Genomic DNA, 26079 nt, shown 5'->3' on the forward strand with positions numbered 1-26079 from the left:
GGCATCTCTTTGCTGTTGATTCTGCGGGCTAGTCTGCATTTTCTCGCGGGCCGCCTGACGCTGCTCAGGCGAGGCCGACTGGATACGCTGACGCGCCGCCTCTCTTCGCTGCTGGTTCTGCGGGTTAGTCTGCATTTTCTCGCGAGCCGCCTGGCGCTGTTCAGGCGAGGCAGATTGATAACGCTGACGCGCCGCCTCTCTTCGCTGCTGGTTCTGCGGGTTAGTCTGCATTTTCTCGCGGGCCGCCTGGCGCTGCTCAGGCGAGGCAGACTGATAACGCTGGCGAGCGGTGTCCTTTTGCTGCTGGGTCAGTGGTTGGTGGCGGCTGAACTCGCGGAAGTCGTCATAATTGCCATAGTGTTCCGCTTCATTAAACCGCTGTGCCGCAGCCTGACGCTGGGTATCTCGCGTAGTGACTGGTGCTGCGTGTGTTCGTTGCTGAAACTGGCTTGCTGCCGCCTGGCGCTGGCTATCGCGCGTTGGGGCCGGTAATTGTGTGGCACTCATGCCGCCTTTAACATCGGTTTGGTGAAACCGTTTTGCCATATCCTGATCATGATAGGGCACACCATCGCGGTAGTTTGGATTGTGCCGCCATGCCATATTCTTGTCAGTAAGATGCTCACCAGTAATACGGTTGAAATTGTTGACGTCGATATTGATGTTGTCGCCGTTGTGTTGCCAGCCATTACCGTCACGATGACCGCCATCGTGGTGATTATAATCATCATCGTCATGATGATGATGGTCATGATCGTCATCGTCCCAGTCGATGCTGCTGAATAGTGCATACGTGGTAGCAACGCCCATGCTGTAGCCAAATCCGCGCACGAAGCTGTCAACAAACGGTTCTCCGGCTGGCGGCGACAGGTAAACCGGCGGATAAGCGGTATTGGCCCAACTGCCGTAAACCACGGTTGGGTTGTAGTTGGGAATATAAACTACATCCGGATTGGCGGGCTCAATGGTTATTACGGTCGGCGCAGGTTCAGCGACGACGGGGCTGGATGTAGAAACGGTATTTGATTGTGTAACAGGGGCGCTGGCGGGCTGATTTGCCGGTACGACTTTTTTCGTTGTCGTGATGACCTTTTGTTCAGTTGATGACTTCAGTGACCCGGTTTGTTGCGCCAGTTGCCGCAAACGTTGTACCGAGTCCATCACATCCTGCGGCTGCGCCAGAAACGCGTCGCCAAGATTTTGTACCCATTGCGGGTTTTCCCCCATCAACGCCATCAATTGCGGAAAAGCCACAAGTGATTTGACGCTGGCATCCCACGGTTGGTCGGATACTGCCTGAATAGCGGCATCACCTTGCTTGAGCGGGGTGTCGTGCGACCACTGCACGGCCTGGGCGACATTTGCCGGATAGGTCGATGCCATCAGCACCTGCGAAAGCAGAGCGTCGGGATATAGCGCGACGGGCGCGACCCATTGATCGATTTGTGCAGTGCTGAATGCGGATTTAACGACGGCAGGCGTTACGGGGGGCGCGGAAACCGTTGCAGGAAACGTAACTGCGGTGATGTCAGGCGCAGTCTGTTGTGTCGATTGCGGTTCCACAGGCGCTTCCACTGTGCGGCTTTTTATATATAGCCCGGCAGAGGCGGCACAAAGCCCGGCACTGCAAATTAGCGCCAGCACATGGGGTTTAAACGGCAAAGTCATTTTCATAATTCGGATCTCAAGGAAATCGCAATGGTCGGCGAACTGCCACCCGCAGGTGCTGTGAATCCGAGTATAAAGAGGCGGTAGTTTAAATTTTGACTAATCTTGGGATTCGTTGAGAAAGGTGATTATCACAATGCGAATTAACGAAGTTTTTACGGAGGGAAACAATCTCTAGACCATCCTTAACGATTCAGCCACTTTTTTATGTTGCTTTTTTGTAAACAGATTAACACATCGTCAAAATCCTGCTATTCTGCCCGTTGCGGTACTGGGCATTTACCCTACAAACTGCTGTCTCACAGGAGCGTGAAGAGAATCGCCTGCCGCACTATGACAATGAGAGCGAGGAGAACCGTCGTGCTAGAAGAATACCGTAAGCACGTAGCTGAGCGTGCCGCTGAGGGGATTGCGCCCAAACCCCTGGATGCAAACCAAATGGCCGCGCTTGTAGAGCTGCTGAAAAACCCGCCCGCGGGCGAAGAAGAATTCCTGTTAGATCTGTTAACCAACCGTGTTCCCCCTGGCGTCGATGAAGCCGCCTATGTAAAAGCAGGTTTCCTGGCTGCTGTCGCCAAAGGCGAAGCCAAATCCCCACTGCTGACTCCGGAAAAAGCCATCGAACTGCTGGGCACCATGCAGGGTGGTTACAACATTCATCCGCTGATCGACGCGCTGGATGATGCCAAACTGGCACCGATCGCTGCCAAAGCACTGTCCCACACGCTGCTGATGTTCGATAACTTCTATGACGTAGAAGAGAAAGCCAAAGCAGGCAACAAATACGCGAAGCAGGTAATGCAGTCCTGGGCGGATGCCGAATGGTTCCTGAATCGCCCGGCGCTGGCTGAAAAACTGACCGTTACCGTCTTCAAAGTAACTGGCGAAACCAACACCGATGACCTTTCTCCGGCACCGGATGCGTGGTCGCGCCCGGACATCCCATTGCACGCGCTGGCGATGCTGAAAAACGCCCGTGAAGGCATTGAGCCAGACCAGCCAGGCGCTGTTGGTCCGATCAAGCAAATCGAAGCTCTGCAACAGAAAGGTTTCCCGCTGGCGTATGTCGGTGACGTTGTGGGTACGGGTTCTTCGCGTAAATCCGCCACTAACTCCGTACTGTGGTTTATGGGCGATGATATTCCGCATGTGCCGAACAAACGCGGCGGTGGTCTGTGCCTCGGCGGTAAAATTGCACCAATCTTCTTTAACACGATGGAAGACGCGGGTGCACTGCCAATTGAAGTGGACGTCTCTAACCTGAATATGGGCGATGTGATTGACGTTTACCCGTACAAAGGCGAAGTGCGTAACCACGAAACCAACGAGCTGCTGGCGACCTTCGAACTGAAAACCGACGTGCTGATTGATGAAGTGCGTGCTGGTGGTCGTATTCCGCTGATTATCGGGCGTGGCCTGACCACCAAAGCGCGTGAAGCACTTGGTCTGCCGCAGAGCGATGTGTTCCGTCAGGCGAAAGATGTCGCTGAAAGCGACCGTGGCTTCTCGCTGGCGCAGAAAATGGTAGGTCGCGCCTGTGGTGTGAAAGGTATTCGTCCAGGTGCGTACTGTGAACCGAAAATGACTTCTGTAGGTTCTCAGGATACCACTGGCCCGATGACCCGTGATGAACTGAAAGACCTGGCGTGCCTGGGCTTCTCGGCTGACCTGGTGATGCAGTCTTTCTGTCACACAGCGGCTTATCCGAAACCAGTTGACGTTAACACGCACCACACGCTGCCGGACTTCATTATGAACCGTGGCGGTGTGTCGCTGCGTCCGGGTGACGGCGTAATCCACTCCTGGCTGAACCGTATGCTGCTGCCGGATACCGTCGGTACCGGTGGTGACTCCCATACCCGTTTCCCGATCGGCATCTCTTTCCCTGCGGGTTCTGGTCTGGTGGCATTTGCTGCCGCAACAGGCGTAATGCCGCTGGATATGCCGGAATCTGTTCTGGTGCGCTTCAAAGGCAAGATGCAGCCGGGTATCACCCTGCGCGATCTGGTACACGCCATTCCTCTGTATGCGATCAAACAAGGTCTGCTGACCGTTGAGAAGAAAGGTAAGAAAAACATCTTCTCTGGCCGCATTCTGGAAATTGAAGGTCTGCCGGATCTGAAAGTTGAGCAGGCCTTTGAGCTGACCGATGCGTCCGCCGAACGTTCTGCCGCTGGTTGTACTATCAAGCTGAACAAAGAACCGATCATCGAATACCTGAACTCCAACATCGTCCTGCTGAAGTGGATGATCGCGGAAGGTTACGGCGATCGTCGTACTCTGGAACGCCGTATTCAGGGCATGGAAAAATGGCTGGCGAATCCTGAGCTGCTGGAAGCCGATGCAGATGCGGAATACGCGGCAGTGATCGACATCGATCTGGCGGATATTAAAGAGCCAATCCTGTGTGCACCTAACGATCCAGATGACGCGCGTCCGCTGTCTGCGGTACAGGGCGAGAAGATCGACGAAGTGTTTATCGGTTCTTGCATGACTAACATCGGTCACTTCCGTGCTGCGGGTAAACTGCTGGATGCGCACAAAGGCCAGTTGCCGACCCGCCTGTGGGTGGCACCGCCAACGCGTATGGACGCCGCGCAGCTGACAGAAGAAGGCTACTACAGCGTCTTCGGTAAGAGCGGTGCGCGTATCGAGATCCCTGGCTGTTCCCTGTGTATGGGTAACCAGGCGCGTGTAGCAGACGGTGCGACGGTGGTTTCCACCTCTACCCGTAACTTCCCGAACCGTCTGGGGACTGGCGCGAACGTCTTCCTGGCTTCTGCGGAACTGGCTGCTGTTGCGGCGCTGATTGGCAAACTGCCGACGCCGGAAGAGTACCAGACCTACGTTGCGCAGGTGGATAAAACTGCCGTTGATACTTACCGTTATCTGAACTTCAACCAGCTTTCTCAGTACACCGAAAAAGCGGACGGGGTGATTTTCCAGACTGCGGTTTAATAAGTAAGCGCACGCGCTGCGCATAAACGACACAATGCCCGGTGAATGTGATTCCCGGGCATTTTTTTATCTCTAAACCACCGTCGCTCCGCTGTTTTTCTCCGATAAGGCTGCGATAATTACATCAATGGCGCAATGCGATTTCGGCGCATTGCCGGGAGCAGAGGAACACACTATGGATTACGAATTTCTGCGCGATATTACCGGAGTGGTAAAGGTGCGCATGTCCATGGGGCATGAAGTGGTCGGGCACTGGTTTAATGAAGAGGTGAAAGAAAACCTGGCCTTGCTTGATGAAGTGGAAGACGCCGCGCGCACGCTCAAAGGTAGCGAACGTTCCTGGCAGCGGGCAGGGCATGAGTACACGCTATGGATGGACAGCGAAGAGGTGATGGTTCGCGCCAATCAACTGGAATTCGCTGGCGATGAAATGGAAGAGGGGATGAACTACTACGACGAAGAGAGCTTGTCGCTGTGCGGCGTTGAGGATTTTCTTCAGGTAGTGGCGGCGTACCGTAATTTCGTGCAGCAGAAGTAAATAAATCAGGCGGAGCCTCCGTGCTCCGCCAGGGCCGTTAAACGGCGGGCATATTGCGCCCGTAATAAATCTCGCGCATTTCTTTCCACAGCGCAGCGGTAATTTCCTGGCGCTCGCTGTCGGTTAAATCTTCCGGTTTGGTGTGGAACATGTAGTGCTTAAGGTCGAACTCTTTAAGCAACATCTTGGTATGGAAGATATTTTCCTGATAGACGTTTACATCCACCATGTCATACAGCGTCTTTATATCTTCGGACATAAAGTTCTGAATCGAATTAATCTCATGGTCGATAAAGTGCTTCATACCGTTAATGTCGCGGGTAAAGCCGCGCACGCGATAATCAATGGTCACGATATCGGACTCAAGCTGGTGGATCAGGTAATTCAGTGCCTTCAGCGGGGAAATCACGCCGCAGGTAGAGACTTCAATATCGGCGCGGAAGGTACATAAACCGCCTTCAGGATGGCTTTCCGGGTAGGTATGTACGCAAATATGACTTTTATCGAGATGGGCAACGACCGTTTCTGGCAGTGGGCCGGGGTGTTCTGTTTTGTCGATAAGTTTTGGGTCGACCGGTTCTTCACTCACCAGAATAGTGACGCTGGCACCCTGTGGTTCGTAATCCTGGCGGGCGATGTTAAGAATATTGGCCCCGATAATGGAACAGGTTTCTGACAGGATTTCGGTCAGACGGTTGGCATTATAGAGTTCATCGATATAAGCAATATAACCGTCGCGCTCTTCGGCAGTTTTGGCGTAGCAGATATCGTAAATACAAAAACTCAGACTTTTGGTCAGATTATTAAAGCCATGCAGTTTCAGTTTTTTCAATTTCTTATCTTCTCCTTAGAGCGCCTGTGAAGCCAGTGCGTCTTGCAGATACTGAGGTAAGGCAAAAGCTGCCGAATGGACTGCCGGATTGTAATAACGGCATTTCAGGCCAGAGGCGAGAAAACGCGCCTGAATAATTTCGGTTGAGAGATGGCGTAAGGCGTCGTTATCTGTCGCCCATGCAAAGGTCATGATGCCGCCGTAATAGGTCGGGATCGCCGCCTGATAAAAGCCAACATCACTGAAGTAATGGCTGAGTTTACGATGGCTGCCGATGGCCTCTTCCTGCTGTAAAAAGCAGACACCGTTTTGTGCGACGAAGATACCGCCAGGATTCAGGCAACGTTTGCAGCCTTCATAAAATGCTGAGGTGAACAGACTTTCGCCGGGGCCGATAGGATCGGTGCAGTCGGAGATAATGACATCAAAGGTCTGGCTGGTTTGATTCACGAAATTGACGCCATCGTCGATCACCAGCTTAAAGCGCGGATCGTCGTAGCTACCGGCGTTGTGGTTGGGCAAATACTGACGGCAGAACGACACCACGCCCGCGTCGATTTCCACCATCGTGATTGACTCAACGTTTTTATGTCGGGTCACTTCACGCAGCATTGCGCCGTCACCGCCGCCGATAATCAGCACATGTTTCGCGTGACCGTGGGCCAGTAGCGGAACATGGGTCATCATCTCATGATAGATAAACTCGTCGCGCTCGGTGGTTTGTACTACGCCATCCAGCGCCATCACGCGACCAAATGCGGCGTTCTCAAAAATGATCAGATCCTGGTGATCGGTCTTTTCATGATACAGAACGTTATCTACCGCAAAGTACTGCCCAAACTGGTCGTGTAGCGTTTCATGCCACAGTTTATTTTCGGCCATGGGTTGATACCTCCTTTGTTAACACTCGTAAAAAAAGAGCGCAACATAATAGCTAACATTGACCGTGGTTGCACGGTCAATGTTTCTACAAAAAGGTATCAGGGATTATTTGACGTAGGCAAGCAGGCTTAAGGAATCGCGGGCCAGGGCTTTGCACTTTTTCGCGACGGGAATACCGATACCGCTGAGATCGCGGTAGCTGTCTTCACCGAGGGATTTCATGTCGAAGGTGTCGTAGTTGCTGAGATCCCACTGGTTTTGCTGGGCGAAAAAGACCAGTGCGCGACGAATTTGCCCATTAGGTAAGTTCTGGTAACCACAATCGTTCTTCAGAAAAACAAAAACTGCCGTTAAATCGGCCATATCTTCGGCTTCAGACTCGCTGAGCGCGTAACTGTTTGCGCAAACGGCCATCAGGCTGCCGAATAACACTGTTCTGAAAAACGTCTTCATTGCTTCTACCAGGACTTAAAGAAGATAAACGTTAGCACACTGTGAGCGAGGCGACGACCATTATTGTCGATTAAATTGTGTCTGCGGCTTGACCTTCCCGTAAGGGGAAGGGCTATGCTCAACGTTTGATTTTGTTTCGCCTGCTTGAGAATAAGGAAATAACTATGCAACGCCGTGATTTCTTAAAATATTCCGTCGCGCTGGGCGTGGCTTCGGCTTTGCCGCTGTGGAGTCGAACAGTTTTTGCCGCAGAACGTCCAACACTGCCGATCCCCGAACTCCTCACTTCTGATGTTCGTGGCCGCATAAGATTATCGATCATGCCAGGTCAGTCCACCTTTGCCGGGAAAACGGCGACCACCTGGGGCTATAACGGTAATCTGTTAGGGCCTGCGGTGAAGTTACAGCGCGGTAAAGCGGTAACGGTTGATATCTATAACCAACTGACGGAAGAGACGACGTTGCACTGGCACGGGCTGGAAGTGCCGGGAGAAGTGGACGGCGGCCCGCAGGGAATTATTCCGCCAGGCGGTCAACGCACGGTGACGCTGAACGTCGATCAACCTGCCGCTACTTGCTGGTTCCATCCGCATCAGCACGGCAAAACCGGGCGTCAGGTGGCGATGGGGCTGGCAGGTCTGGTGGTGATTGAAGATGACGAGATCCTGAAATTAATGCTGCCAAAACAGTGGGGTATCGATGATGTTCCGGTGATCGTTCAGGATAAAAAATTTAACGCCGACGGACAGATTGATTATCAACTGGATGTGATGACCGCCGCCGTGGGCTGGTTTGGTGATACGTTGCTGACCAACGGTGCAATCTACCCGCAACACGCAGCCCCGCGTGGTTGGCTGCGCCTGCGTTTGCTCAATGGCTGTAATGCCCGTTCGCTCAATTTCGCCACCAGCGACAATCGCCCGCTGTATGTGATTGCCAGCGATGGTGGTCTGCTGCCTGAACCGGTGAAGGTGAGCGAGCTGCCCGTGCTGATGGGCGAGCGTTTTGAAGTGCTGGTGGAGGTTAACGACAACAAACCGTTTGACCTGGTGGCGCTGCCAGTCAGCCAGATGGGGATGGCGATCGCGCCGTTTGACAAGCCGCATCCGGTAATGCGGATTCAGCCGATTGCCATTAGTGCCTCTGGTGCTTTGCCAGACACATTAAGTAGCCTGCCTGCGTTACCTTCTCTGGAGGGGCTGACGGTACGCAAGCTGCAACTCTCTATGGACCCGATGCTCGATATGATGGGTATGCAGATGCTGATGGAGAAATATGGCGATCAGGCGATGGCCGGGATGGATCACAGCCAGATGATGGGCCATATGGGGCATGGCAATATGAATCATATGAACCACGGCGGGAAGTTCGATTTCCACCATGCCAATAAAATCAACGGTCAGGCGTTTGATATGAACAAGCCGATGTTTGCGGCGGCGAAAGGGCAGTACGAACGTTGGGTTATCTCTGGCGTGGGTGACATGATGCTGCATCCGTTCCATATTCACGGCACGCAGTTCCGTATCTTGTCAGAAAATGGCAAACCGCCAGCGACGCATCGCGCAGGCTGGAAAGATACCGTTAAGGTAGAAGGTAATGTCAGCGAAGTACTGGTGAAGTTTAATCACGATGCACCGAAAGAGCATGCTTATATGGCGCACTGCCATCTGCTGGAGCATGAAGATACGGGGATGATGTTAGGGTTTACGGTATAAAAAGACCGTAATCGGAAATATGCCCGGATCTCTCCGGGCATTAAACTGATGGCAAACGCAAAACTGCCTGATGCGCTACGCTTATCAGGCCTACGTTACCTGTTCAATCCATTGATTTTGCACAATTTTGTAGGCCGGATAAGGCGTTCACGCCGCATCCGGCATGAACAACGTGCACGTTGTCAGCAATATGAGTCAATCTTACTTCACATCATCCGGCAACGCATAAGCCACAATATAGTCGCCCATCTTCGTACCAAATGAACCGTGACCGCCCGCGGAGATCACCACATATTGCTTACCATTCACTTCATAGGTCATCGGCGTTGCCTGACCACCCGCTGGTAAACGGCCCTGCCACAGTTTTTCACCGTTGCTCATGTTGTAAGCGCGCAGGTAGTTATCTGCCGTAGCGGCGATAAACAGCACGTTACCCGCCGTGGAGATTGGCCCGCCCAGCATCGGCATACCCATATTGAATGGCACCGGAACAGGCATCGGGAACGGCATGCTGTCCTGCGGCGTACCAATACGTTTCTTCCACACCACTTCATTGGTTTTCAGATCCAGCGCCGAGATATAACCCCATGCTGGCTGTTTACATGGCAGACCAAACGGTGAGAGGAACGGGTTGAGCGTGACGCCATACGGCACACCGTACTGCGGCTGAATGCCGGATTCCGTACCCGTGCCTTTGGCATCTTTCGGCTGTTCCATCGGATTACCCGGACCGCGCGGGATCAGTTTCGAAACAAACGGCAGTGCCATTGGGTTGGCAATCGCCACTTCACGATTCGGATCAACGGAAATCCCGCCCCATTCGAACATCCCCAGGTTACCCGGGAAGACCAGCGTACCCTGTTCAGATGGCGGGGTGAAAATGCCTTCATAGCGCATCTGGTGGAACATCACGCGGCACACCAGCTGGTCAAACATGGTGGCGCCCCACATATCCGCACCGCTCAAATCTTTCGTCGGACGGAAGCTCAGTTCCGAGAATGGTTGAGTAGGGGTAACGTAATCGCCTTTCGCTGCACCTTGTGGCACTGGTTTTTCCGGGGCCGGAACCACCAGTTCACCATTACGACGATCGAGCACAAAAATGTTGCCGGTTTTCGCCGGAGCATAAATGACCGGAACTTTCTGACCATTGACGGTGATATCCGCGAGCGTCGGCTGTGCCGGAAGGTCCATATCCCACAGGTCATGGTGAACGGTCTGGTAACTCCACGCCAGTTTCCCGGTGGTGGCATTCAGCGCCAGAATCGAGCTGGCATAACGCTCCTGTTCCGGTGTGCGATTACCGCCCCAGATATCTGGCGTAGTCACGCCCATCGGCAGATAAACCAGATCCAGCTTCGCGTCATAGGCCGCAGGCGCCCAGGAGTTTGGCGAGTTAAAGGTAAAGGTGTGCTCGTCAGACGGGATTGCGTTCGGATCTTTCGCGCCCGGATCAAAAGCCCATAACAGCTCCCCGGTGTTGACATCAAAACCACGGATCACGCCAGACGTTTCGCGGGTTGAGAAGTTGTCGGTAACTGAACCGGCCATCACGATGGTTTTATCGGTGATAATCGGCGGAGAAGTCGGCTCATACAGACCTGGTTTGGTGTCCGGCATATTGCTTTGCAGATTGAGCACGCCTTTATTGGCGAAGGTTTCGCACAGTTTGCCGTTTTCAGCGTTAATCGCAATCAGTCGACCATCATTGACCGGAAGAATGATACGACGCGGGCAATCCGCCATCACTTCCGGCGAAGCCGTTTCTGCTTTGGCTTCATGATAAGAGACGCCACGGCAGGTTACGTGCTGGAAAGACTCGTTAGTTTTCAGCTCAGGATCGTAATGCCATTTCTCTTTGCCGCTGGCGGCATCGAGCGCAAACAGGCGCTGGTGAGCGGTACACAGGTAAAGGGTGTCGCCCACTTTAATTGGCGTCACTTCATTGGTGATTTCGCCCGGATCGTTCGGCTGTTTCACATCGCCTGTACGGAATACCCAGGCTTCTTTCAGGTTGTGGACGTTATCGGCGTTAATTTGTTTCAGTGGTGAAAAGCGTTGACCTTCCTGATTGCGGCCATAGGCAGGCCAGTCCTGATCGGCAACGGGAGAAATGGCTTCTGCTGGTGTGGTATCGACGCTTAAAGTGCCGTTGATTTCTTGCGGATCGTGAAATCCGGCCCAGGTGAGGATACCGCCGCTAATCAACAGTGCGATTAACAGCGCAGCAACTGCGCCGCCAGAAGGAATGACCAGGCGACGCCAGACAAACGGCAGGATCAGCCAGATGCCGAAGAAGACCAGAATGTCACTGCGCGGAGTCAGCGCCCAGAAGTCGAAACCAACTTCCCAGACGCCCCAAATCATGGTGCCGAGCAGCAGAGCGGCATACAGCCAAAGCGCGGCGCGTTTACTGCGCCACAGCATCCAGGCGACGCCGAGCATCACAAGGCCTGCGATAGGGTAGTACCAGGAGCCGCCAATGGCGACCAGCCAGCCTCCGCCAATGAGAAGATACAGCCCGCAAAGCGCTGCAAATAGGGCGGTTAGCGTGACGAGTAATCGTCGCGAGCCGGGATTGTTAATTGCCATAAAGAAACACCATTTCAATTCATTAATATTTTAGTAGCAATTAATTATAGGTTTTAACATGTGTGATCGTCATCACAATTTGAGCTTTATTAACAGATTCCGCGAATGAATAGTTTTACTGGTATACTGCATGTCTTGCGCTTTGTTGCGGTGCTGAATCCCGCCCGTGCGAAGTGATTTGTTTTTAAATCATATGGTTAGAGATATGAAACATACTGTAGAAGTAATGTTTTTTATGTTCCTGACTTTTCTAGTGTTTACCCGTTGAATATAAAAAATCAATCAAAATCATTATGTTGTAGTGATTTTGTGTTCATGCTCGATTTCATTTTTTCTGGATATTAATATTTCACGTGTATCAATGCGTGTATCAATATCGGAACGGTGATGATGTCTGGAACGAATAAGCTCAGCGACAGGAAACTAAAGGCGCTGCAAGGAACGCATAGGGATCGTGTTGAAATGCTTGCTGACGGAGAGGGGTTAGGGGTCAGGTTATCAACTAAAGGGCATGTGAGCTGGGTTTTTTCATATCGCCTTGGAGGGCGTGAGAGTTCAGTTATTCGTCTTACTCTAGGGAATTACCCTGATATTAGTCTGAAAGATGCCAGGATGTGGCGTGAGCGTTGCCGTCAATGGTTGGCTAATGGTCTTGATCCAAAAATTGAACTCCAACTTTTTACTGAAGAATCCCGTGCTCCTGTTACTGTTCGAGATGCGTTGGAATATTGGTTGGTCAATTATGCAAGACATAAGCGCAAAGATGAGGAATTGATTAGGGCGCAATTCTGCAAACATGTCTACCCCAGAATAGGCCATTATCCGTTATCACGGTGCGATACTCGCCATTGGGTAAAATGTTTTGATGAGATTCGTGCTATAAGTTCAAAAACGGCGGGGCGTATGTTTCAACTCTCCAAGCAGGCATTGCGGTTTTGCAATGTTCGGCGTTATGCCATCAGTGATGCCCTTGTTCATTTAACGTTAACCGATGTAGGGGAATCTGCCGGACAGCGCGACCGTGTTTTGAGTGATGCCGAACTATCAGATCTTTGGTATTTTGCAAAGGAGAAACATCGGGATATTTATTTTTCTAGATTAATAAAGTTGCTTATTGTCTTTGGGGCTAGAACTGTAGAGATTCGCCGTTCTCATTGGATTGAATGGGATTTTAATGAATGGGTTTGGATTGTTCCAAGAAATAACAGTAAAAGCAACAAAAAGATTATTCGGCCAATTCCCGAAGGTATAAGAGACTGGTTAAAAGAGCTAAAACAGGAAACCGGGAGGACGGGCTTACTTTTGGGTGAGGAGAGAACGCATAGAGCTGTTTCTCTGAAAGGTCGCAGAATGTATAAAATATTCGGACATAATGAAAAATGGACGCTACACGATTTAAGACGGACATTTTCAACTGGGTTAAACAACATGGGGGTAATGCCTCATATTGTCGAGTCATTATTAGGTCACGTATATAATGCTGGCTCCGCAGAATTTAACTATAATCTTAGCCAGTATATCCCATTCAAATTAAAGGCTCTAAATGACTGGCTTGAATATTTAGAAAAAATGGTTAAAGATAAATAATATGTGAGCGAAAAGAATGACGTTACCACTAAGAGATTACTATCCTATTGAGCGCGCGGCAAAGTTATTAGACTGCGATATTGATGATCTTATTCATTGGGCTGTGACAGGCTGCATTCGTATTTGTATAAAAATTGAATCTGCATATGGAGTATTAAATATCCCAGATGAAAAAGATGTGGTTAATTTCGATTGTCTGCGTAAGTTTATGGATTCAGAACCATGTAAATCACGGTTATCTGACCTTGATGCCATTTCAGAAAGGGCGGCAGAACACCATGGTTTTAATTATATAAAAACCAAGTCGAGAATTATATTTGATTCAATGTGCGAATCTCTAAGCCATTCATATGTAGCGCCCAAATTTGGTGACATAGCAATTGATACTGCATTTGCTTTGTTAAATTATTATAACAGGGGGTTATATTATGGGGAAAATTATCACATATATAGTGTATATCGAATAGCAACGGATGAAAGAGCTGTGGCAGTTGTACCACCAGTATTTAAAGGTATTCAAGAAAAATACCATAAGTATTTTGTTGAAATAGGCGGTATTTTCGCTTTGGGGGGAAGTTTTTTTGCCAACTATGATTTTAATAAGAAGTTTAAAGCCAACCGAATAATTAATAGCAATATTATAATTGCTTCTGACGTTGATATACATATAGGAGTAATTGTTACTGAGGATGTTTCTTTTGATATTGGTGATTTATATATCTTAAAGAATGATTTTTTAAAAATACAAAATGCTACAAACTCCAATAGCGAGTTAAGAAAAGATTATGTTAGTCCATTGGCAGATACTTTATATTTGTGTGCGGGTAACAATATATTAAGTTCTGAGGATGGAGAGAAAGATATATGCACCAACAAAAACAATATAGAACGATTATCTAAAACAATGAAGGATTTTTTTCGTGCGATGCTTGTTATTCATTATAAAGAACTCGAAAACAATCCGGTAAAACTTGCTGATATATTGACCGCGGAAGCAAGAGAGGCAGGACTCAATATGCGCTTTGATAAAAGTACTATATCAAGATGGATTAAGGCATCATCTCAGTAAGACCAGCAAGCATCTTAATAAGACCTTTAATACTTGCTTTCAAAACTCCGTAAAACAAAAATCTCCCCCGAAAGTTTAGAAACATAGGGGGAAATATGACTCAATCCGCATTCATTCCACCAACTCCAGAACAGCGCCGCACCATACTCGCCGAGTATGGTTTTGACTGCGAAGAACGCATCAGGGAAGAGAAGTGTAAAAAGATGACCACGCTTTCACGCTCCCGGCGCTGGGAACTGGAGAAGATCGGTGCTTTTCCTCCTCGTCACTCTTTGGGGCGTTGCTCATGTACCTGGCTGTTAAGTGATGTTTTGTGGTGGCTACGTAATCCGCCAGTTATTGCCAAAGTGAATAACCCATACGAAAACGCCAAAAAGAAAAGAGAGAGGGAATCCGGTAGCGCCAGAGCTGAATAAGCGTTGGTGGTTTATTGCGTCCATCACTGGGTGGCAAAACTTACTGATCTGAACGTATTGCTACATGTGGGGAAAGGAGGCCAAGTACTGACAGCAGAGCAAAAAAAGAAGCTCGCTAAAGCTAGCGAGCCAACCAGTCAAGGATGTGCATTTAGTGCACCTGAAACCAACAATAAGAAACAATAGGCAGAAATGATTATGGCTTTTTTATTCTTTAAAATCAATCACTCAGCACAAGTGAGCAAAAATAATTTGCAATATTGCTTGACTCGCTTTTTTGTCATGGCGTATCGTTTGCCCGCACCTCATAAAGCGGGTGCCGGGTTTGACAGCCTGATAGTAGAAGCGGGTAGCCGCTATATTTCCGTAATGCGGTTTTTTTGTGCCCGTAATTCCACCCTACCCCGTATTATGGCGGGGCGTAATGGGGGAGCCTTTGCGCTCGCTGGTTTCTTCTACGCCAGTCTGTCAACCCTGTTACGTCCCGCCACCATGTTTGACAGCGTGCTGGCGAGACTCCGTAAATCAGTAGAAGGAGCCGCCAAAATGGCTATATCAACACGCCCTGATTTTATCTGGCGCTTTATGCAGTGCCACGGTAAAAATATCCGCCTTCATACCGTTACCGCTGCCAGTGAGCGCGAAGCGCGCGCCCTGCTTCCGGCATCCCGTCTGGTCTTTGTTGCCCGTATCCGTGTCCGGGAGGCGTGCCATGTTTAAGCTCCTTATCACCCTGATTAACTACCAGAACGGCGACGTTCGCCAGATGATTCATTCCCGGGAATATCCGACTTATGACGATGCATGGCGTGATGCCTGTCGTATGGCATATTCCCGCAATGACAAACAGGGGCGATTAACCCACAAATGCGCAGTAAAAATCATGGAGGGGTAACGATGTACGAGATTCATATTAAATTGCGTAATGTGGTAACAGGAGAGGAAGAAAACTACCGCACCACATATAAATATAAATCAAAAGGAAAAGCGGCAAGGGACGCTATCAGGTATACGGAAGAAATTGCGCCGAAATATCAATTGCCAGAAGAAGAACTCACAGCATCAGTGGTAAAGGTGAAGAAATGAAAAACCGTTCAACATCCCGTAAAAATAATGGCAGCGGTGAAAAACGTTTCTTTGTGCTGGGTTATGCCGTTAATAAACGTGGGTTAACCAAACATGCACATGCAACGGTATACGGAACGGGACCGGGCGAAGCCATACGCCGCGCAGCCGAAGGGCTGGAAGAGCTGGGAATGACACATTTCAAAGCGTTGAAGGTGACGCAACTTTCCGCCTGATTCCCGAATTATCCACTGATAACTGAATTAAATTTATATTTCGACCTTAACGGGTCGGGGAGTTTTTATGTCTGAAAATCAGAATGTCCGCAATATATACAAAAAAGAATACGCTGGCTTTTTCACAGAAGATTCCATTGGCAGTCTTGAGGATGTAATAAATGTTATTGCTCTTTTTTCAGCATTGACAGGTGAAATTAATACCAAAGAGCGAATTGCTGTACAAAGCGATGAAATGGAATCATTAACTAACATTCTTTATCGGGAATTACGAGCGATTAAATCAGGAATGCATCTTTCTGGCGGGATTTTTTCATGGCACAAAGCTGAAGCCGCAGGGATTGCTAAAGCAATAAGTAACGAGTAATTAATAAAAACCCCACTGCAAAAGATGCAGTGGGGTGGAGTTTTATATATGAAATCTGACATCAGGAAAGAGATTATTAACCGTCTTATCCGTGATTACAACTTCAAAGAAGAAAATAACTACCTCCGGTATGGTGTTTGTCCGCAATGTGGAAAGAAAGAGTTGTTTACCAGCCTTGAAAGGCCGTACATCGTACACTGCGGGCGTGAAAATAAATGCGGTGCAGACCTGCTGACCAAAGAACTTTACCCGGATGTGTTTTCATCATGGTCAGATCGCTATATCAGCACGAAAGACGAGCCATATGCAGCGGCGGCAGCTTACCTTCAGGAGGCGCGCAATATTGCTGTGGAGCCGCTGAAGGGGGCATTTACTCAGGAGCGATACCAGGACAAGGAAAACGGCGAACAGGCCGCTACTGTGCGTTTTACGCTGGCTGACGGCGTGTGGTGGGAGCGCATCATAGACCGACCGGAACGCTTCGCTCGCAAGGCGAATTTTTCCGGCAGCTACAAGGGGTTGTGGTGGGCTTATCCGGGAGCGGATTTAAGCAAGGCCAAAGAAATCTGGATTTGTGAGGGTATCTTTGATGCCATCAGCCTTAACCAGAATGGCATTGCGGCCGTTTCTGTCATGTCTGCCGTAAACTACCCGGATAAGGCGCTGGAAGAACTGGCGAAGCTGTGCGGTGATACCCCCCGTCCGGTTATCGTGTGGGCGCTGGATAACGGGCGTGCGGGTGAGCGTTACGCGAAAAAACATGCAGAACGCAGCGCCGAAGACGGCTGGAGAACGGCAGCGGCGTTACCGGGTGAAAACAACAATAAACGCGACTGGAATGATTTACACGTCGCCGGAAAGCTGCGTGGCCATGATGTGAAAAGATATCGTCATTACGGTGATTTATTGCTGGCGAAATCTCCGAGAGATAAGGCGCTGATAATATTTTCCTTTCGTGAGCGGAAGGAATTTCATTTTACTTTTGATAACCGTGTTTTCTGGTTCAAACTGGACATTGAGCGCTATATGAAGGCTGTTGAGCGTGCCAAGAATGAGCGAAATGTTGATGAGGATGAAGCGCGCAAAATTGCACTTAAGGAATCTGGTGCAGTAAAAGAAATCGCAAACTGTAACCCAGCGCCGCTTTATTACATTCGAAATAATGACACGGATGAAGCATGGTATTACTTCCGTGTTACGTTCCCGGATGGTGCTACGGTGAAAAACACCTTTACATCAGGACAATTAACATCCTCATCTGAATTTAAAAAACGCCTGTTACACGTGGCAAAAGGCGGTATTTATACTGGAACGACTACGCAGCTTGACGCATTAATAAAAAATGACCTTCCCGCAATAAAAGAGGTTATTGGTCAGGATTTTATCGGATACAACAAGGCGATTGGGGCATGGCTGTTTAATGATATTGCTGTTTACAAGGGAAAAACTTATGAAATCAATGACGAGGATTATTTTGAAATTGATGGCATAAACGCAAAACCATTAAGCGAAAAACCCACATTACAGATTAACTACAAAAAACCGGATGAGTTTACAGAGTCCTGGGTGGAAGATCTCTGGCTGGCTTTTGGTGAAAAGGGAATTATTACCCTGGCTTTCTGGTTGGGCTCCCTGTTCAGCGAACAAATCCGGGATAAAGAAGAATCCTTCCCCTTCCTTGAAGTCACCGGGGAGCCCGGAACGGGTAAATCAACATTGATTGATTTTTGCTGGCGGCTGTGCGGTCGTGACAACTATGAAGGCGTAGATCCAACCAAAGGATCAGAGGCGGGCTGGAAGCGCACCTTTGGACAGGTCGCCGGATTACCTGTTGTTCTGATTGAAGCAGACCGGGGAGACAATGCGCAAAAAAGAGGTGCGTTTGACTTCGATAACCTGAAAAGCCTCTATAACGGTGGCGGTATCGGTGTTCGTGGGGTTAAGGCCAACAATAACAACACCTATGACCCGGATTTTAAGGGCGCTATCGTGATTGCGCAGAATGCGCGGGTAAATGCCTCGCCGGCAATTATTGAGCGCCTGATACGCATATACACCGATAAAAAACGCCATTCACCTGATACCCGACTGGCGGCGAGACGGCTGGAACTCTACCCCGTCGAGAAGGTATCGGGGTTTATTCACCGGGCGGTAAGTCAGGAACGGGCGATTATGCAAACGTTCCTGGAAGTATCGCCCGCTGAAACGGAACGCCTTTGCGGATGCGAAAATATTCGCCATCCCCGTATTGCCAAAAATCACGCGCAACTTATCGCGCTGGTCAGGGCGCTGAAATGCGTTATCGATATCCCGGATGAATGGCTTGATGCCACATGTCTGGAACTGGAACAAATGGCAACGGCGCAGGTTAAAGCGGCGGCGGCTGACTTGCCAGAAGTGATGGAGTTCTGGGAGGCGTTCGACTTCCTGGACGGCATAACAAAATACGGTGTAAACCATTACGGCAAGGGATGCCGCGAAGGGATTGCTATCAGTATTCCGCAACTGGCACAGGCTGCCGCCATTCACCGCGTGGAGATCCGAACCGATCGCGAAATGATTGAGTTGCTCGGAGCCGGACGTTCCCGACCTTTGACAGGCCGCAAAACCATTCGTAGTGAGGTGTCCAGACAGGCAAACGCCGGAAAAGGAGTAGCCGAAGCCAGAGAACCAGAAGTACTGAAATGCAGGATATTCAGTTACAAGGAGGGGGCTTAAACATGTCGATCAGAAAACTGGATGATGGGCGATGGTTGCTCGATATCAGGCCATGCGGACGTAAAGGAAAGCGCGTCAGAAGAATATTTGACAAAAAATCGATAGCTACAGCAACTGAACGGTACATCATAGCGAACGCCGAAAAGCGCGAGTTTATACAGGGCTATCGCGACCGGAGAACGCTTAGCGATTTACTGGAATTGTGGTGGGTCTATCACGGTCAGCACAGGCGAAAGGCAAACACGGATAAACAGCAGCTTGGCAAAATTATTAATGAGCTTGGAGCTGACATGTTTGCGGTGGAGCTCGACAAATTAAAAATCATTGCATGGCGATCGCAGAAAATTGCAGAAGGATTAAAGCCGTCCTCAGCAAATAGATACATGAACAGATTATCGGGGATGTTTACAGCCCTGAGAAAGATCGGTTTGTGGGATGCAGAGCATCCGGTTCGTGGTATTCCTGTTCTTTATGTAAAGCAGCGGGAAATGGCCTTTTTATCAAAAAACGAGGTCACATTGTTGCTTGACGGGCTGAATGGAGATCAACGAAGGGTTGCGCTCTTGTGTCTTTGTACCGGAGCCCGCTGGAGTGAGGCCAGCAGATTGTATGGAGAGCAAATAGTTCATAACAGAATAACGTTTCTGGAAACCAAAAACGGTAGAAAAAGAACGGTGCCTGTGTCGCAGGAAATATGCGATGCCGTAAAAACAAAAGAAACCGGGCGACTGTTTGATGTGAAGTACAGAGAGTTTTGCCGGGCATTAAAAAAAATAAAACCCGATTTACCGAGGGGGCAGGCTGCGCATGTATTGCGGCATACATTCGCCAGTCACTTTGTGATGAACGGTGGCAACATTCTTGCGCTACAAAAAATCCTTGGGCATGCAACAATTCAGCAGACGATGACTTACGCGCATTTTGCACCGGATTACCTGGCAGATGCCATGAGATTTAACCCGGTAGCCAACATAGTGATCACCGAAGAAAAAGAGCCAGCAGAGTAACCCGCAGAACGCCGCATTCACAGCAAAAGAGGTCAGTTTCCCGCTGACCTTTTTTGTTGGCCAGAACCAACGGTAACAGCAATGCAATGGTGGCCATATTGCAGTGGTGCCGCCATCAATTTTTGGCTTCCCCTGATTATCAGAAAGAGTCAAACAGTGGCGAGATACATTTCAATCACAGAGAGTTAATGAGAGTGAGACAGAGTAAGTGGGTTTAATTAACATTTTAAAGGGTCGCGCTAAAGTTTGGGGGGGGATGCGCAAAGCGGTTACAACGGTTACAAATTTAAAATCACTTATTTTTGTATTATATATCAATACATTATAACTGGTCGGATGAGTTACAAAAGCGGTTACAACGCGGTTACATGTAACCGTTTTGTTAGGTTACAGGCGGTTACAGGTTAAGTTTTTAATTGATTGATAATAAAGTGCTTTTTGAAACCTGTAACCGTTGTAACCGCAGTGTAACCGCAAAGCGGTTACAAACAATATCCATTAAAATCATGCTGTTAAGTGGTGTTTTTGACTGTTGTAACCGTTGTAACCGCTTTGCGCACCCCCCACCGGATTATGAGGCAGAGCCCCAAAACAACTGGTCTAACCTCTAACAAAAATGCAACATCAATCATTGATTTTTTGGGGCTGTCAGTCACGGGGAGTTGCCCTGTTGTCTGGCAGAAAAATGAAGTATGTACATGCGCGGCGGGGGTGGTAAAAAACGTAATACACGCGGCGCAGTTGCCATAAAAAATCTCTCAAAAGCACTCTTTTTGACGCTATTGTTCATCTGCACAAAAGTGCACAAATTTGCACAATTTTTTAGAGTAACTTTTTGCCCATCCGGCCCAGTACTGGCGCGCCCGGAGGGCGATTTCGTGCGTGCACAAAAAACGGTGAGTTTTTCGCGCGCAGGTGACGGGGGAACAGCACGCGTTTCAGGGGGTAAATTACATTTACGCTAAAGACTGCGGGAATGCCCGACCGGGTTAGTTTTATCGCCAGTCAGAGCCGTTCTTACGGCAAGAGAGAACTGATACGGGGAATGTGACGAGTGAGCATGGGAACGGTGCGCCCGTGCGTAATACGCGGCGACTGCTGCGGGTTTATTTGATACGGCCAGAGGGGGCGGCAGAAGATATAATAGGTTAAATTTCACACCAGTAAGAGGAGCGTGATATGTCTTTCCCTTGCCCGGCCTGTGGCGCTTCAGCCCGCACCCGTGGTCGTTCGTTGGAAGAACACGAACAAAACATCTACAAAACGTATTACCAGTGCAATAATATTGAGTGCGGGGCCTGTTTTTGTACGCTTGAGTCGTTTGTACGCATCACTAAGCGCAGGAAGTCGAAAACTTCATAGTGATTTGTATAACACAGCCAGCGAGTGTGACCGGCTGCGTTATTTCTGTATTACGTCGTGTGGTTCTGGTCATTTGCCCAGGCCCACACATCCCCCGCCACATTGCGCCCGTTGCGGTCTTCTTCCTGCTTTTCCCCGGCCTTAATTCCCTGACTGATAAACATTCTGACGCACTGGGAGTAGTTCATCTCTCTGTCCTCACATATCTGATTTATTTTATGGTCGATTTCGAGCGGGATACGAATACAGCGTAATACGCATCGCATTTTCTTTTGTTTTTTCATCGTGTTGCCTCCCTGATTATTTATGCCGGGATTTAACACCCGCGATATAAGAAAGCGTAATACAACAGTATTGTGAGCGTATTACGAGAACAAAATCGGCTGGAATGTATTACGCAATATGGAAAAAATCGGCGTAAGTAAAAAAATGTATTACAGGAGCAAATAATGGATATAACTCAGGCAAGCGCTGAACATCAGGTATGTAAAGCACAGTTTGATACAGCCAGGGCAAAACTCAGTGAACAGGAATCATTAATCACCAATCTGGAAGCGACTATCGAACAGACGAAAAGGGAACTGGAATCTCTCGATCGTGACTGGCAGAACTCAATCCTGTCTGCGCTGGGCGTAAAAACGGAAGCCTCCGCGAAATTATCCATTCAGGCGGGTGTGGCGCGAGAAAATCTTGAGCGTCTGCGGGTACTGCATGATGAGGCGCGCATCAGGCTACTGGAGTGTCGTTATAACGCGGCAGAGGCTGGCTGTGCTTACGAAAGCATTGATAACAAGTTGCGGGCAGAGATATTTGCAAAAGCGCTTCCCGAACTGATTAACGAGCTGACCCCTGCTCTGTTATTGATTCGTGGTTTATGTGAGCTGCTTGGTCAGCCACTGTATAGCGCAGAAAAGAAAATATGCGAAACACTGAAAGCGGCAGATACTGCTGAAAGTGTCGGAATGATTCGCGGCCGGATTAACGATACCGAAAGCGACACCTCCAGCCCGCTGCGTTATTGCCCGGAGAAACTCCCGGATTCAGTAAACTGCGCAATCAGGAACGCCCCTTCACCTGTACAATGGAGCGCGGCGCGACAGAATCCAGAAAAAATGCGCGACCTTGCGGAGGGCAGAGAACTTTGCCGGGGGTGGCAGTAATGAGCGGTCTGAATACTCCACATTTGCACGGCGCTGATATAGTGAGCCGACTCAGGGAATTAATGTCCCGGAATCGCCTGAAAGCAAACACAGCAAGCATAAGCGATGAGACGCGTCGCGCGCTGGACAATGAATATCAAAAACTGGAGCGTGAGCTTGAGCTTCACACCCTGCATACTGCAAGCGGTGGGGGTAATAACGACGGCATTGAGCGTTATAATTGCACTGCTGATTCTGTTGTATCACAACGAAATCAACAGTCTCAGATGGTTTTCAATTGCGCTATCGAGTCGATAACCGGAAAGCATCCGAAGGATTTGCACTTTTCCGGTGATACTGCGCGCTATTCGTCAGAAGTTGAACCCGTTCCTCGCCAGAGTGCAACGCTTGCCAGTGGATGGCAGGCAAATTTCCTTGCTGAAATAACTCCCGTGCCTGTTACGGATATATCAGGTCAGGTTGTGCTGATAGACGCTTCGGGGCCGTTGGCACGTACATCGCCACCTCACGAGCGCCGTTCGCCACTACAGGCGCATTCACTGGTTTCAAGGGGCTACCGCTGCGAGCAGGTTAATTTTGATTTTGCGTTGAGCTACGACAATGCCGATGCTCACGCATCCGCAAACGGCCTTGAAGGAAGTGCGCGGGCCGCTTTTGAGCGCCGGAAATGGCTGGATTTAATTCAGATTGGTTTTAACGGCACACATTATGCCGCCGAATCTGACCCTGAAACATATCCGGGGCGTGACGATTGCGGCGTGGGCTGGTTGCAGAAGTTTCGAAATGAAGCGGCGGGAAGGGTTATCAGCGGCCTTTCTGTTTCATCACCGAAAAGTAATACACGCGGCACACACCATACGATAGATGCGCTCGTTCTGGATGCCTGGCAATCCATGATTGATGAACAGTGGCAGGAAGGCATTGTGGCCGTATGCAGTCACAATATGCTGGTCCGTAAGCAATGGCCTTTGATAAACCGTCTTGATCCATCGCAGATGAATCAGGAAATTTTGCTTAACGAGGAAATCATTAAAAATCCTGTTCTGGGGAATCTCCCGGCTGTGACCGTTCCATTTTTCCCGGACAATGCTGTATTGATCACACCTCTTGCCAATCTGTGTCTGTACTGGCAGCGTGGTTCCGTTCGTGGCCTGGTAAAAAACGAGCCTCAGTATAATCGCCTCGCGTTCTATGAGTCCTGTAACCTTGACTGGGTGGTGGGGCAATATGAAGCAGGGTGCTTACTGGATGGGATTGACTGGAAAGAATAGCAAGGAAATTTCCGGTAACGTTGAGGGCTTCTCAGCCCTCCTTTTACTTAAGCAGATGCTCTCCGCCAATCAGGGTAATGACTCTTTCAAGCACATCATTAAATACCCCATCTTCTGCCTCTGTGATTAAGCGCGCTTTCCGCTGACGCCAGTCAAGGGTTTGAATGAGTGTGGTTGCTACAACGCTGGGGGCGTCCAGATTTGTTACCGGAACTTCTGTGGGAGCATTTCGTATGCTCGTACTTATGGGGCAGCATATGACAAGCCCGGTGAGTCGGTTATATTGCTCATGGGACAGTATGAGTGCCGGGCGATACTTTCCGATCTCTTTTCCTTTCTGCGGCTCAAAATCCAGCCAGCAAATATCACCACGCTTAGGTACAAACATCAGTAATCAACCTCCTCATTGAATGGGGTGGCAATTTCGTCCGCGTGCGCTGTAACTGGCGTTATCCCGGCGAGTAATTCGGCTTCACTCAGGCGACGGCGTGCAGGCTTTTCTACAAAAAGCCCCTTTTCACTAATTTCAACGTTGACGATATCACCCACTGAAAAACCCGGAACGGTTTTAAGGTTTCCCGTTAGTCGAAGGGCAATGCTATTACCCCATTTTTGCAATACAACCTGTGTGCGCATGTGGGTTAACTCCTGTATCTATTGTGTGTCTACAGTGAGGATAGGCGAGTAATTATTCTGTGTCTACAACAAAGATACATTAAAAGCGTTAGTGAGCTTTTATGGGATCGGGTACAATCCCGACTCAATTTGTTGTTCTCTTATTTTCTGTCATTTTTTTTGTGCCGTTCTCTGTTTGTGTATCAATCGGTGTATCAATATTGTTTTTTTAAGCATGAAAAATGATGGTTATTTCATTAATAATCAATTGGTTATTTGATAGATGAAACATTATGTAGAAGTAATGATCCCCGAAGCGGAGATTAAAGCGCGTATCGTCGAACTGGGTCGTCAGATTACTGAGCGTTACAAAGACAGCGGCAGCGATATGGTGCTGGTAGGTCTGCTGCGTGGCTCATTTATGTTTATGGCGGACCTGTGCCGTGAAGTTCAGGTATCTCATGAAGTCGATTTTATGACCGCCTCCAGCTACGGTAGCGGCATGTCCACCACCCGTGATGTGAAAATCCTCAAAGATCTGGATGAAGATATCCGTGGCAAGGACGTGCTGATTGTTGAAGATATCATCGACTCGGGGAATACACTGTCGAAAGTGCGTGAAATCTTAAGCCTGCGTGAACCGAAGTCGCTGGCGATTTGTACGCTGCTGGATAAACCGTCCCGTCGTGAAGTGAACGTCCCGGTAGAATTTATCGGTTTCTCGATCCCGGATGAGTTTGTGGTGGGTTACGGCATTGATTACGCACAGCGTTACCGTCATCTGCCATATATCGGCAAAGTGATTCTGCTGGACGAGTAAGTGTAAAGTTGCCGGATGTGTTGCATCCGGCATAGCATATTTATTTGTGGTTGGCGTGTTTCAGCTTGAGGTTGGAAATCCCGTGACGGTAACGTTGCTCAAGGGTTTCGCGGTTGGTGGCAGTAACATCCAGATCACGCAGCAAGCCGTCGTGAATGCCGTAGGCCCAGCCGTGAATGGTCACTTTCTGCCCGCGTTTCCACGCTGATTGCATAATGGTGGAGTGGCCCAGGTTATACACCTGTTCCATGACGTTCAGTTCACACAAGGTATCCAGACGGCGCTCTGGCGGCATTTCGCCGAGCAATGAGCTATGTTTGAACCAGATATCGCGGATGTGCAGCAGCCAGTTGTTGATAAGCCCCAGTTCCGGGTTTTCAACTGCGGCTTGTACGCCGCCGCAACCGTAGTGGCCACAGATAATAATGTGTTCAACTTCGAGAACATCCACTGCATACTGAACCACGGAAAGGCAGTTCAGGTCGGTGTGAATGACCAGGTTAGCAACATTACGGTGAACAAAGAGTTCGCCCGGCTCAAGACCGGTTAAACGTTCTGCAGGAACGCGACTGTCGGAACATCCAATCCATAGAAAGCGCGGTTTTTGCGCTTGTGCCAGTTTCTCAAAAAACCCGGGATCCTCTTCCACCAGCATTTTTGACCATAGTGCATTATTGCTGATGAGTGTATCTATGTCTTTCATGGAGGTTAACGACCTGTAACCAAATAATTACGTTTGGCTAATATA

27 protein-coding genes are annotated in these 26079 nt (G+C 49.3%); 18 read left to right on the forward strand and 9 right to left on the reverse strand.

Features of this window, described 5'->3' with window-relative positions:
* On the reverse strand, positions 1 to 1674 hold a 1674-nt coding region (locus D9738_RS17180; RefSeq protein ID WP_130260720.1), incomplete at its 3' end, for a DUF3300 domain-containing protein.
* Between the two features lie 354 nt (positions 1675 to 2028).
* Between D9738_RS17180 and acnB the strand changes: the two genes are divergently transcribed.
* On the forward strand, positions 2029 to 4626 hold the full coding sequence (gene acnB / locus D9738_RS17185; RefSeq protein ID WP_130204951.1) for a bifunctional aconitate hydratase 2/2-methylisocitrate dehydratase: 2598 nt from the start codon (positions 2029 to 2031) through the stop codon (positions 4624 to 4626).
* Positions 4627 to 4801: 175 nt separating this feature from the next.
* Positions 4802 to 5164 carry a protein YacL gene (gene yacL, locus D9738_RS17190; protein ID WP_130260721.1) on the forward strand — a complete coding sequence of 121 codons (363 nt, stop codon included), beginning with the start codon at positions 4802 to 4804 and terminating at the stop codon, positions 5162 to 5164.
* Positions 5165 to 5201: 37 nt separating this feature from the next.
* On the opposite strand, the gene speD is transcribed toward yacL, so the two are convergent.
* From speD to D9738_RS17205, 3 genes are all read right to left on the reverse strand, one after another.
* Positions 5202 to 5996, reverse strand: coding sequence for an adenosylmethionine decarboxylase (gene speD, locus D9738_RS17195; protein ID WP_130260722.1), 795 nt, complete (start codon positions 5994 to 5996; stop codon positions 5202 to 5204).
* A gap of 15 nt (positions 5997 to 6011) precedes the next feature.
* A complete protein-coding gene (gene speE, locus D9738_RS17200; RefSeq protein WP_130204953.1) occupies positions 6012 to 6878 on the reverse strand; it encodes a polyamine aminopropyltransferase in 867 nt (288 codons plus the stop codon).
* Between the two features lie 105 nt (positions 6879 to 6983).
* Positions 6984 to 7331 carry a YacC family pilotin-like protein gene (locus tag D9738_RS17205; protein WP_000846617.1) on the reverse strand — a complete coding sequence of 116 codons (348 nt, stop codon included), beginning with the start codon at positions 7329 to 7331 and terminating at the stop codon, positions 6984 to 6986.
* 164 nt (positions 7332 to 7495) lie between these two features.
* On the opposite strand from D9738_RS17205, the gene cueO reads away from it, so the two are divergent.
* Positions 7496 to 9046, forward strand: a complete 1551-nt coding sequence (gene cueO, locus D9738_RS17210) for a multicopper oxidase CueO (protein WP_130260723.1) — start codon at positions 7496 to 7498, stop codon at positions 9044 to 9046.
* Between the two features lie 201 nt (positions 9047 to 9247).
* On the opposite strand, the gene gcd is transcribed toward cueO, so the two are convergent.
* Positions 9248 to 11638, reverse strand: a complete 2391-nt coding sequence (gene gcd, locus D9738_RS17215) for a quinoprotein glucose dehydrogenase (RefSeq protein ID WP_130204957.1) — start codon at positions 11636 to 11638, stop codon at positions 9248 to 9250.
* A gap of 387 nt (positions 11639 to 12025) precedes the next feature.
* Here gcd and D9738_RS17225 point away from each other — a divergent pair, with 387 nt between their 5' ends.
* From D9738_RS17225 to D9738_RS17280, 12 genes are all read left to right on the forward strand, one after another.
* Positions 12026 to 13225: a site-specific integrase gene (locus tag D9738_RS17225; RefSeq protein ID WP_000986899.1), complete on the forward strand. Its 1200-nt coding sequence runs from the start codon at positions 12026 to 12028 to the stop codon at positions 13223 to 13225.
* 16 nt (positions 13226 to 13241) lie between these two features.
* Entirely contained in the window at positions 13242 to 14294 is a 1053-nt protein-coding gene (locus D9738_RS17230) for a hypothetical protein (protein ID WP_000174596.1), read from the forward strand.
* Positions 14295 to 14389: 95 nt separating this feature from the next.
* A complete protein-coding gene (locus D9738_RS17235) occupies positions 14390 to 14710 on the forward strand; it encodes an AlpA family phage regulatory protein (RefSeq protein WP_000194273.1) in 321 nt (106 codons plus the stop codon).
* Positions 14711 to 14902: 192 nt separating this feature from the next.
* Complete coding sequence (locus D9738_RS17240) at positions 14903 to 15430, forward strand: host cell division inhibitor Icd-like protein (protein ID WP_130260724.1); 528 nt, start codon at positions 14903 to 14905, stop codon at positions 15428 to 15430.
* Positions 15423 to 15605, forward strand: coding sequence for a hypothetical protein (locus D9738_RS17245; RefSeq protein WP_130260725.1), 183 nt, complete (start codon positions 15423 to 15425; stop codon positions 15603 to 15605). Before D9738_RS17240 ends, D9738_RS17245 begins: the two co-directional genes overlap by 8 nt.
* Before the next feature lie 2 nt (positions 15606 to 15607).
* Positions 15608 to 15796: a hypothetical protein gene (locus D9738_RS17250; protein WP_032235518.1), complete on the forward strand. Its 189-nt coding sequence runs from the start codon at positions 15608 to 15610 to the stop codon at positions 15794 to 15796.
* Positions 15793 to 16011, forward strand: a complete 219-nt coding sequence (locus D9738_RS17255; protein ID WP_130260726.1) for a hypothetical protein — start codon at positions 15793 to 15795, stop codon at positions 16009 to 16011. The genes D9738_RS17250 and D9738_RS17255 overlap by 4 nt, the downstream gene beginning before the upstream one ends.
* A 67-nt stretch (positions 16012 to 16078) precedes the next feature.
* Complete coding sequence (locus tag D9738_RS17260) at positions 16079 to 16378, forward strand: hypothetical protein (RefSeq protein WP_130260727.1); 300 nt, start codon at positions 16079 to 16081, stop codon at positions 16376 to 16378.
* A gap of 48 nt (positions 16379 to 16426) precedes the next feature.
* A complete protein-coding gene (locus D9738_RS17265) occupies positions 16427 to 19096 on the forward strand; it encodes a toprim domain-containing protein (RefSeq protein WP_130260728.1) in 2670 nt (889 codons plus the stop codon).
* Between the two features lie 2 nt (positions 19097 to 19098).
* Complete coding sequence (locus D9738_RS17270; protein WP_130260729.1) at positions 19099 to 20103, forward strand: tyrosine-type recombinase/integrase; 1005 nt, start codon at positions 19099 to 19101, stop codon at positions 20101 to 20103.
* Positions 20104 to 20795: 692 nt separating this feature from the next.
* Positions 20796 to 21068 (forward strand): hypothetical protein, encoded by a 273-nt coding sequence (locus tag D9738_RS17275; protein WP_130260730.1) that lies wholly within the window; start codon positions 20796 to 20798, stop codon positions 21066 to 21068.
* A gap of 214 nt (positions 21069 to 21282) precedes the next feature.
* Complete coding sequence (locus tag D9738_RS17280; RefSeq protein ID WP_001314430.1) at positions 21283 to 21465, forward strand: ogr/Delta-like zinc finger family protein; 183 nt, start codon at positions 21283 to 21285, stop codon at positions 21463 to 21465.
* Positions 21466 to 21515: 50 nt separating this feature from the next.
* On the opposite strand, the gene D9738_RS17285 is transcribed toward D9738_RS17280, so the two are convergent.
* Complete coding sequence (locus tag D9738_RS17285; RefSeq protein ID WP_130260731.1) at positions 21516 to 21749, reverse strand: hypothetical protein; 234 nt, start codon at positions 21747 to 21749, stop codon at positions 21516 to 21518.
* Between the two features lie 165 nt (positions 21750 to 21914).
* Here D9738_RS17285 and D9738_RS17290 point away from each other — a divergent pair, with 165 nt between their 5' ends.
* Complete coding sequence (locus D9738_RS17290) at positions 21915 to 22625, forward strand: hypothetical protein (RefSeq protein ID WP_130260732.1); 711 nt, start codon at positions 21915 to 21917, stop codon at positions 22623 to 22625.
* Positions 22625 to 23896, forward strand: coding sequence for a P2 family phage major capsid protein (locus tag D9738_RS17295; RefSeq protein ID WP_130260733.1), 1272 nt, complete (start codon positions 22625 to 22627; stop codon positions 23894 to 23896). The genes D9738_RS17290 and D9738_RS17295 overlap by 1 nt, the downstream gene beginning before the upstream one ends.
* Before the next feature lie 43 nt (positions 23897 to 23939).
* Here D9738_RS17295 and D9738_RS17300 read toward each other — a convergent pair whose 3' ends face one another.
* On the reverse strand, positions 23940 to 24284 hold the full coding sequence (locus D9738_RS17300) for a type II toxin-antitoxin system PemK/MazF family toxin (protein WP_000497967.1): 345 nt from the start codon (positions 24282 to 24284) through the stop codon (positions 23940 to 23942).
* Positions 24284 to 24532 (reverse strand): hypothetical protein, encoded by a 249-nt coding sequence (locus D9738_RS17305; protein ID WP_001260304.1) that lies wholly within the window; start codon positions 24530 to 24532, stop codon positions 24284 to 24286. Before D9738_RS17305 ends, D9738_RS17300 begins: the two co-directional genes overlap by 1 nt.
* Before the next feature lie 262 nt (positions 24533 to 24794).
* On the opposite strand from D9738_RS17305, the gene hpt reads away from it, so the two are divergent.
* The gene (hpt, locus tag D9738_RS17310; protein WP_130260734.1) at positions 24795 to 25331 is read left to right on the forward strand and encodes a hypoxanthine phosphoribosyltransferase; all 537 of its coding nucleotides are present in this window, start codon (positions 24795 to 24797) and stop codon (positions 25329 to 25331) included.
* Positions 25332 to 25371: 40 nt separating this feature from the next.
* Here hpt and can read toward each other — a convergent pair whose 3' ends face one another.
* Positions 25372 to 26034: a carbonate dehydratase gene (gene can / locus D9738_RS17315; protein WP_130204959.1), complete on the reverse strand. Its 663-nt coding sequence runs from the start codon at positions 26032 to 26034 to the stop codon at positions 25372 to 25374.
* Positions 26035 to 26079: the final 45 nt, after the last annotated feature.

It is taken from the genome of Escherichia sp. E10V5, from assembly GCF_004212315.1.
GTDB lineage: Bacteria > Pseudomonadota > Gammaproteobacteria > Enterobacterales > Enterobacteriaceae > Escherichia.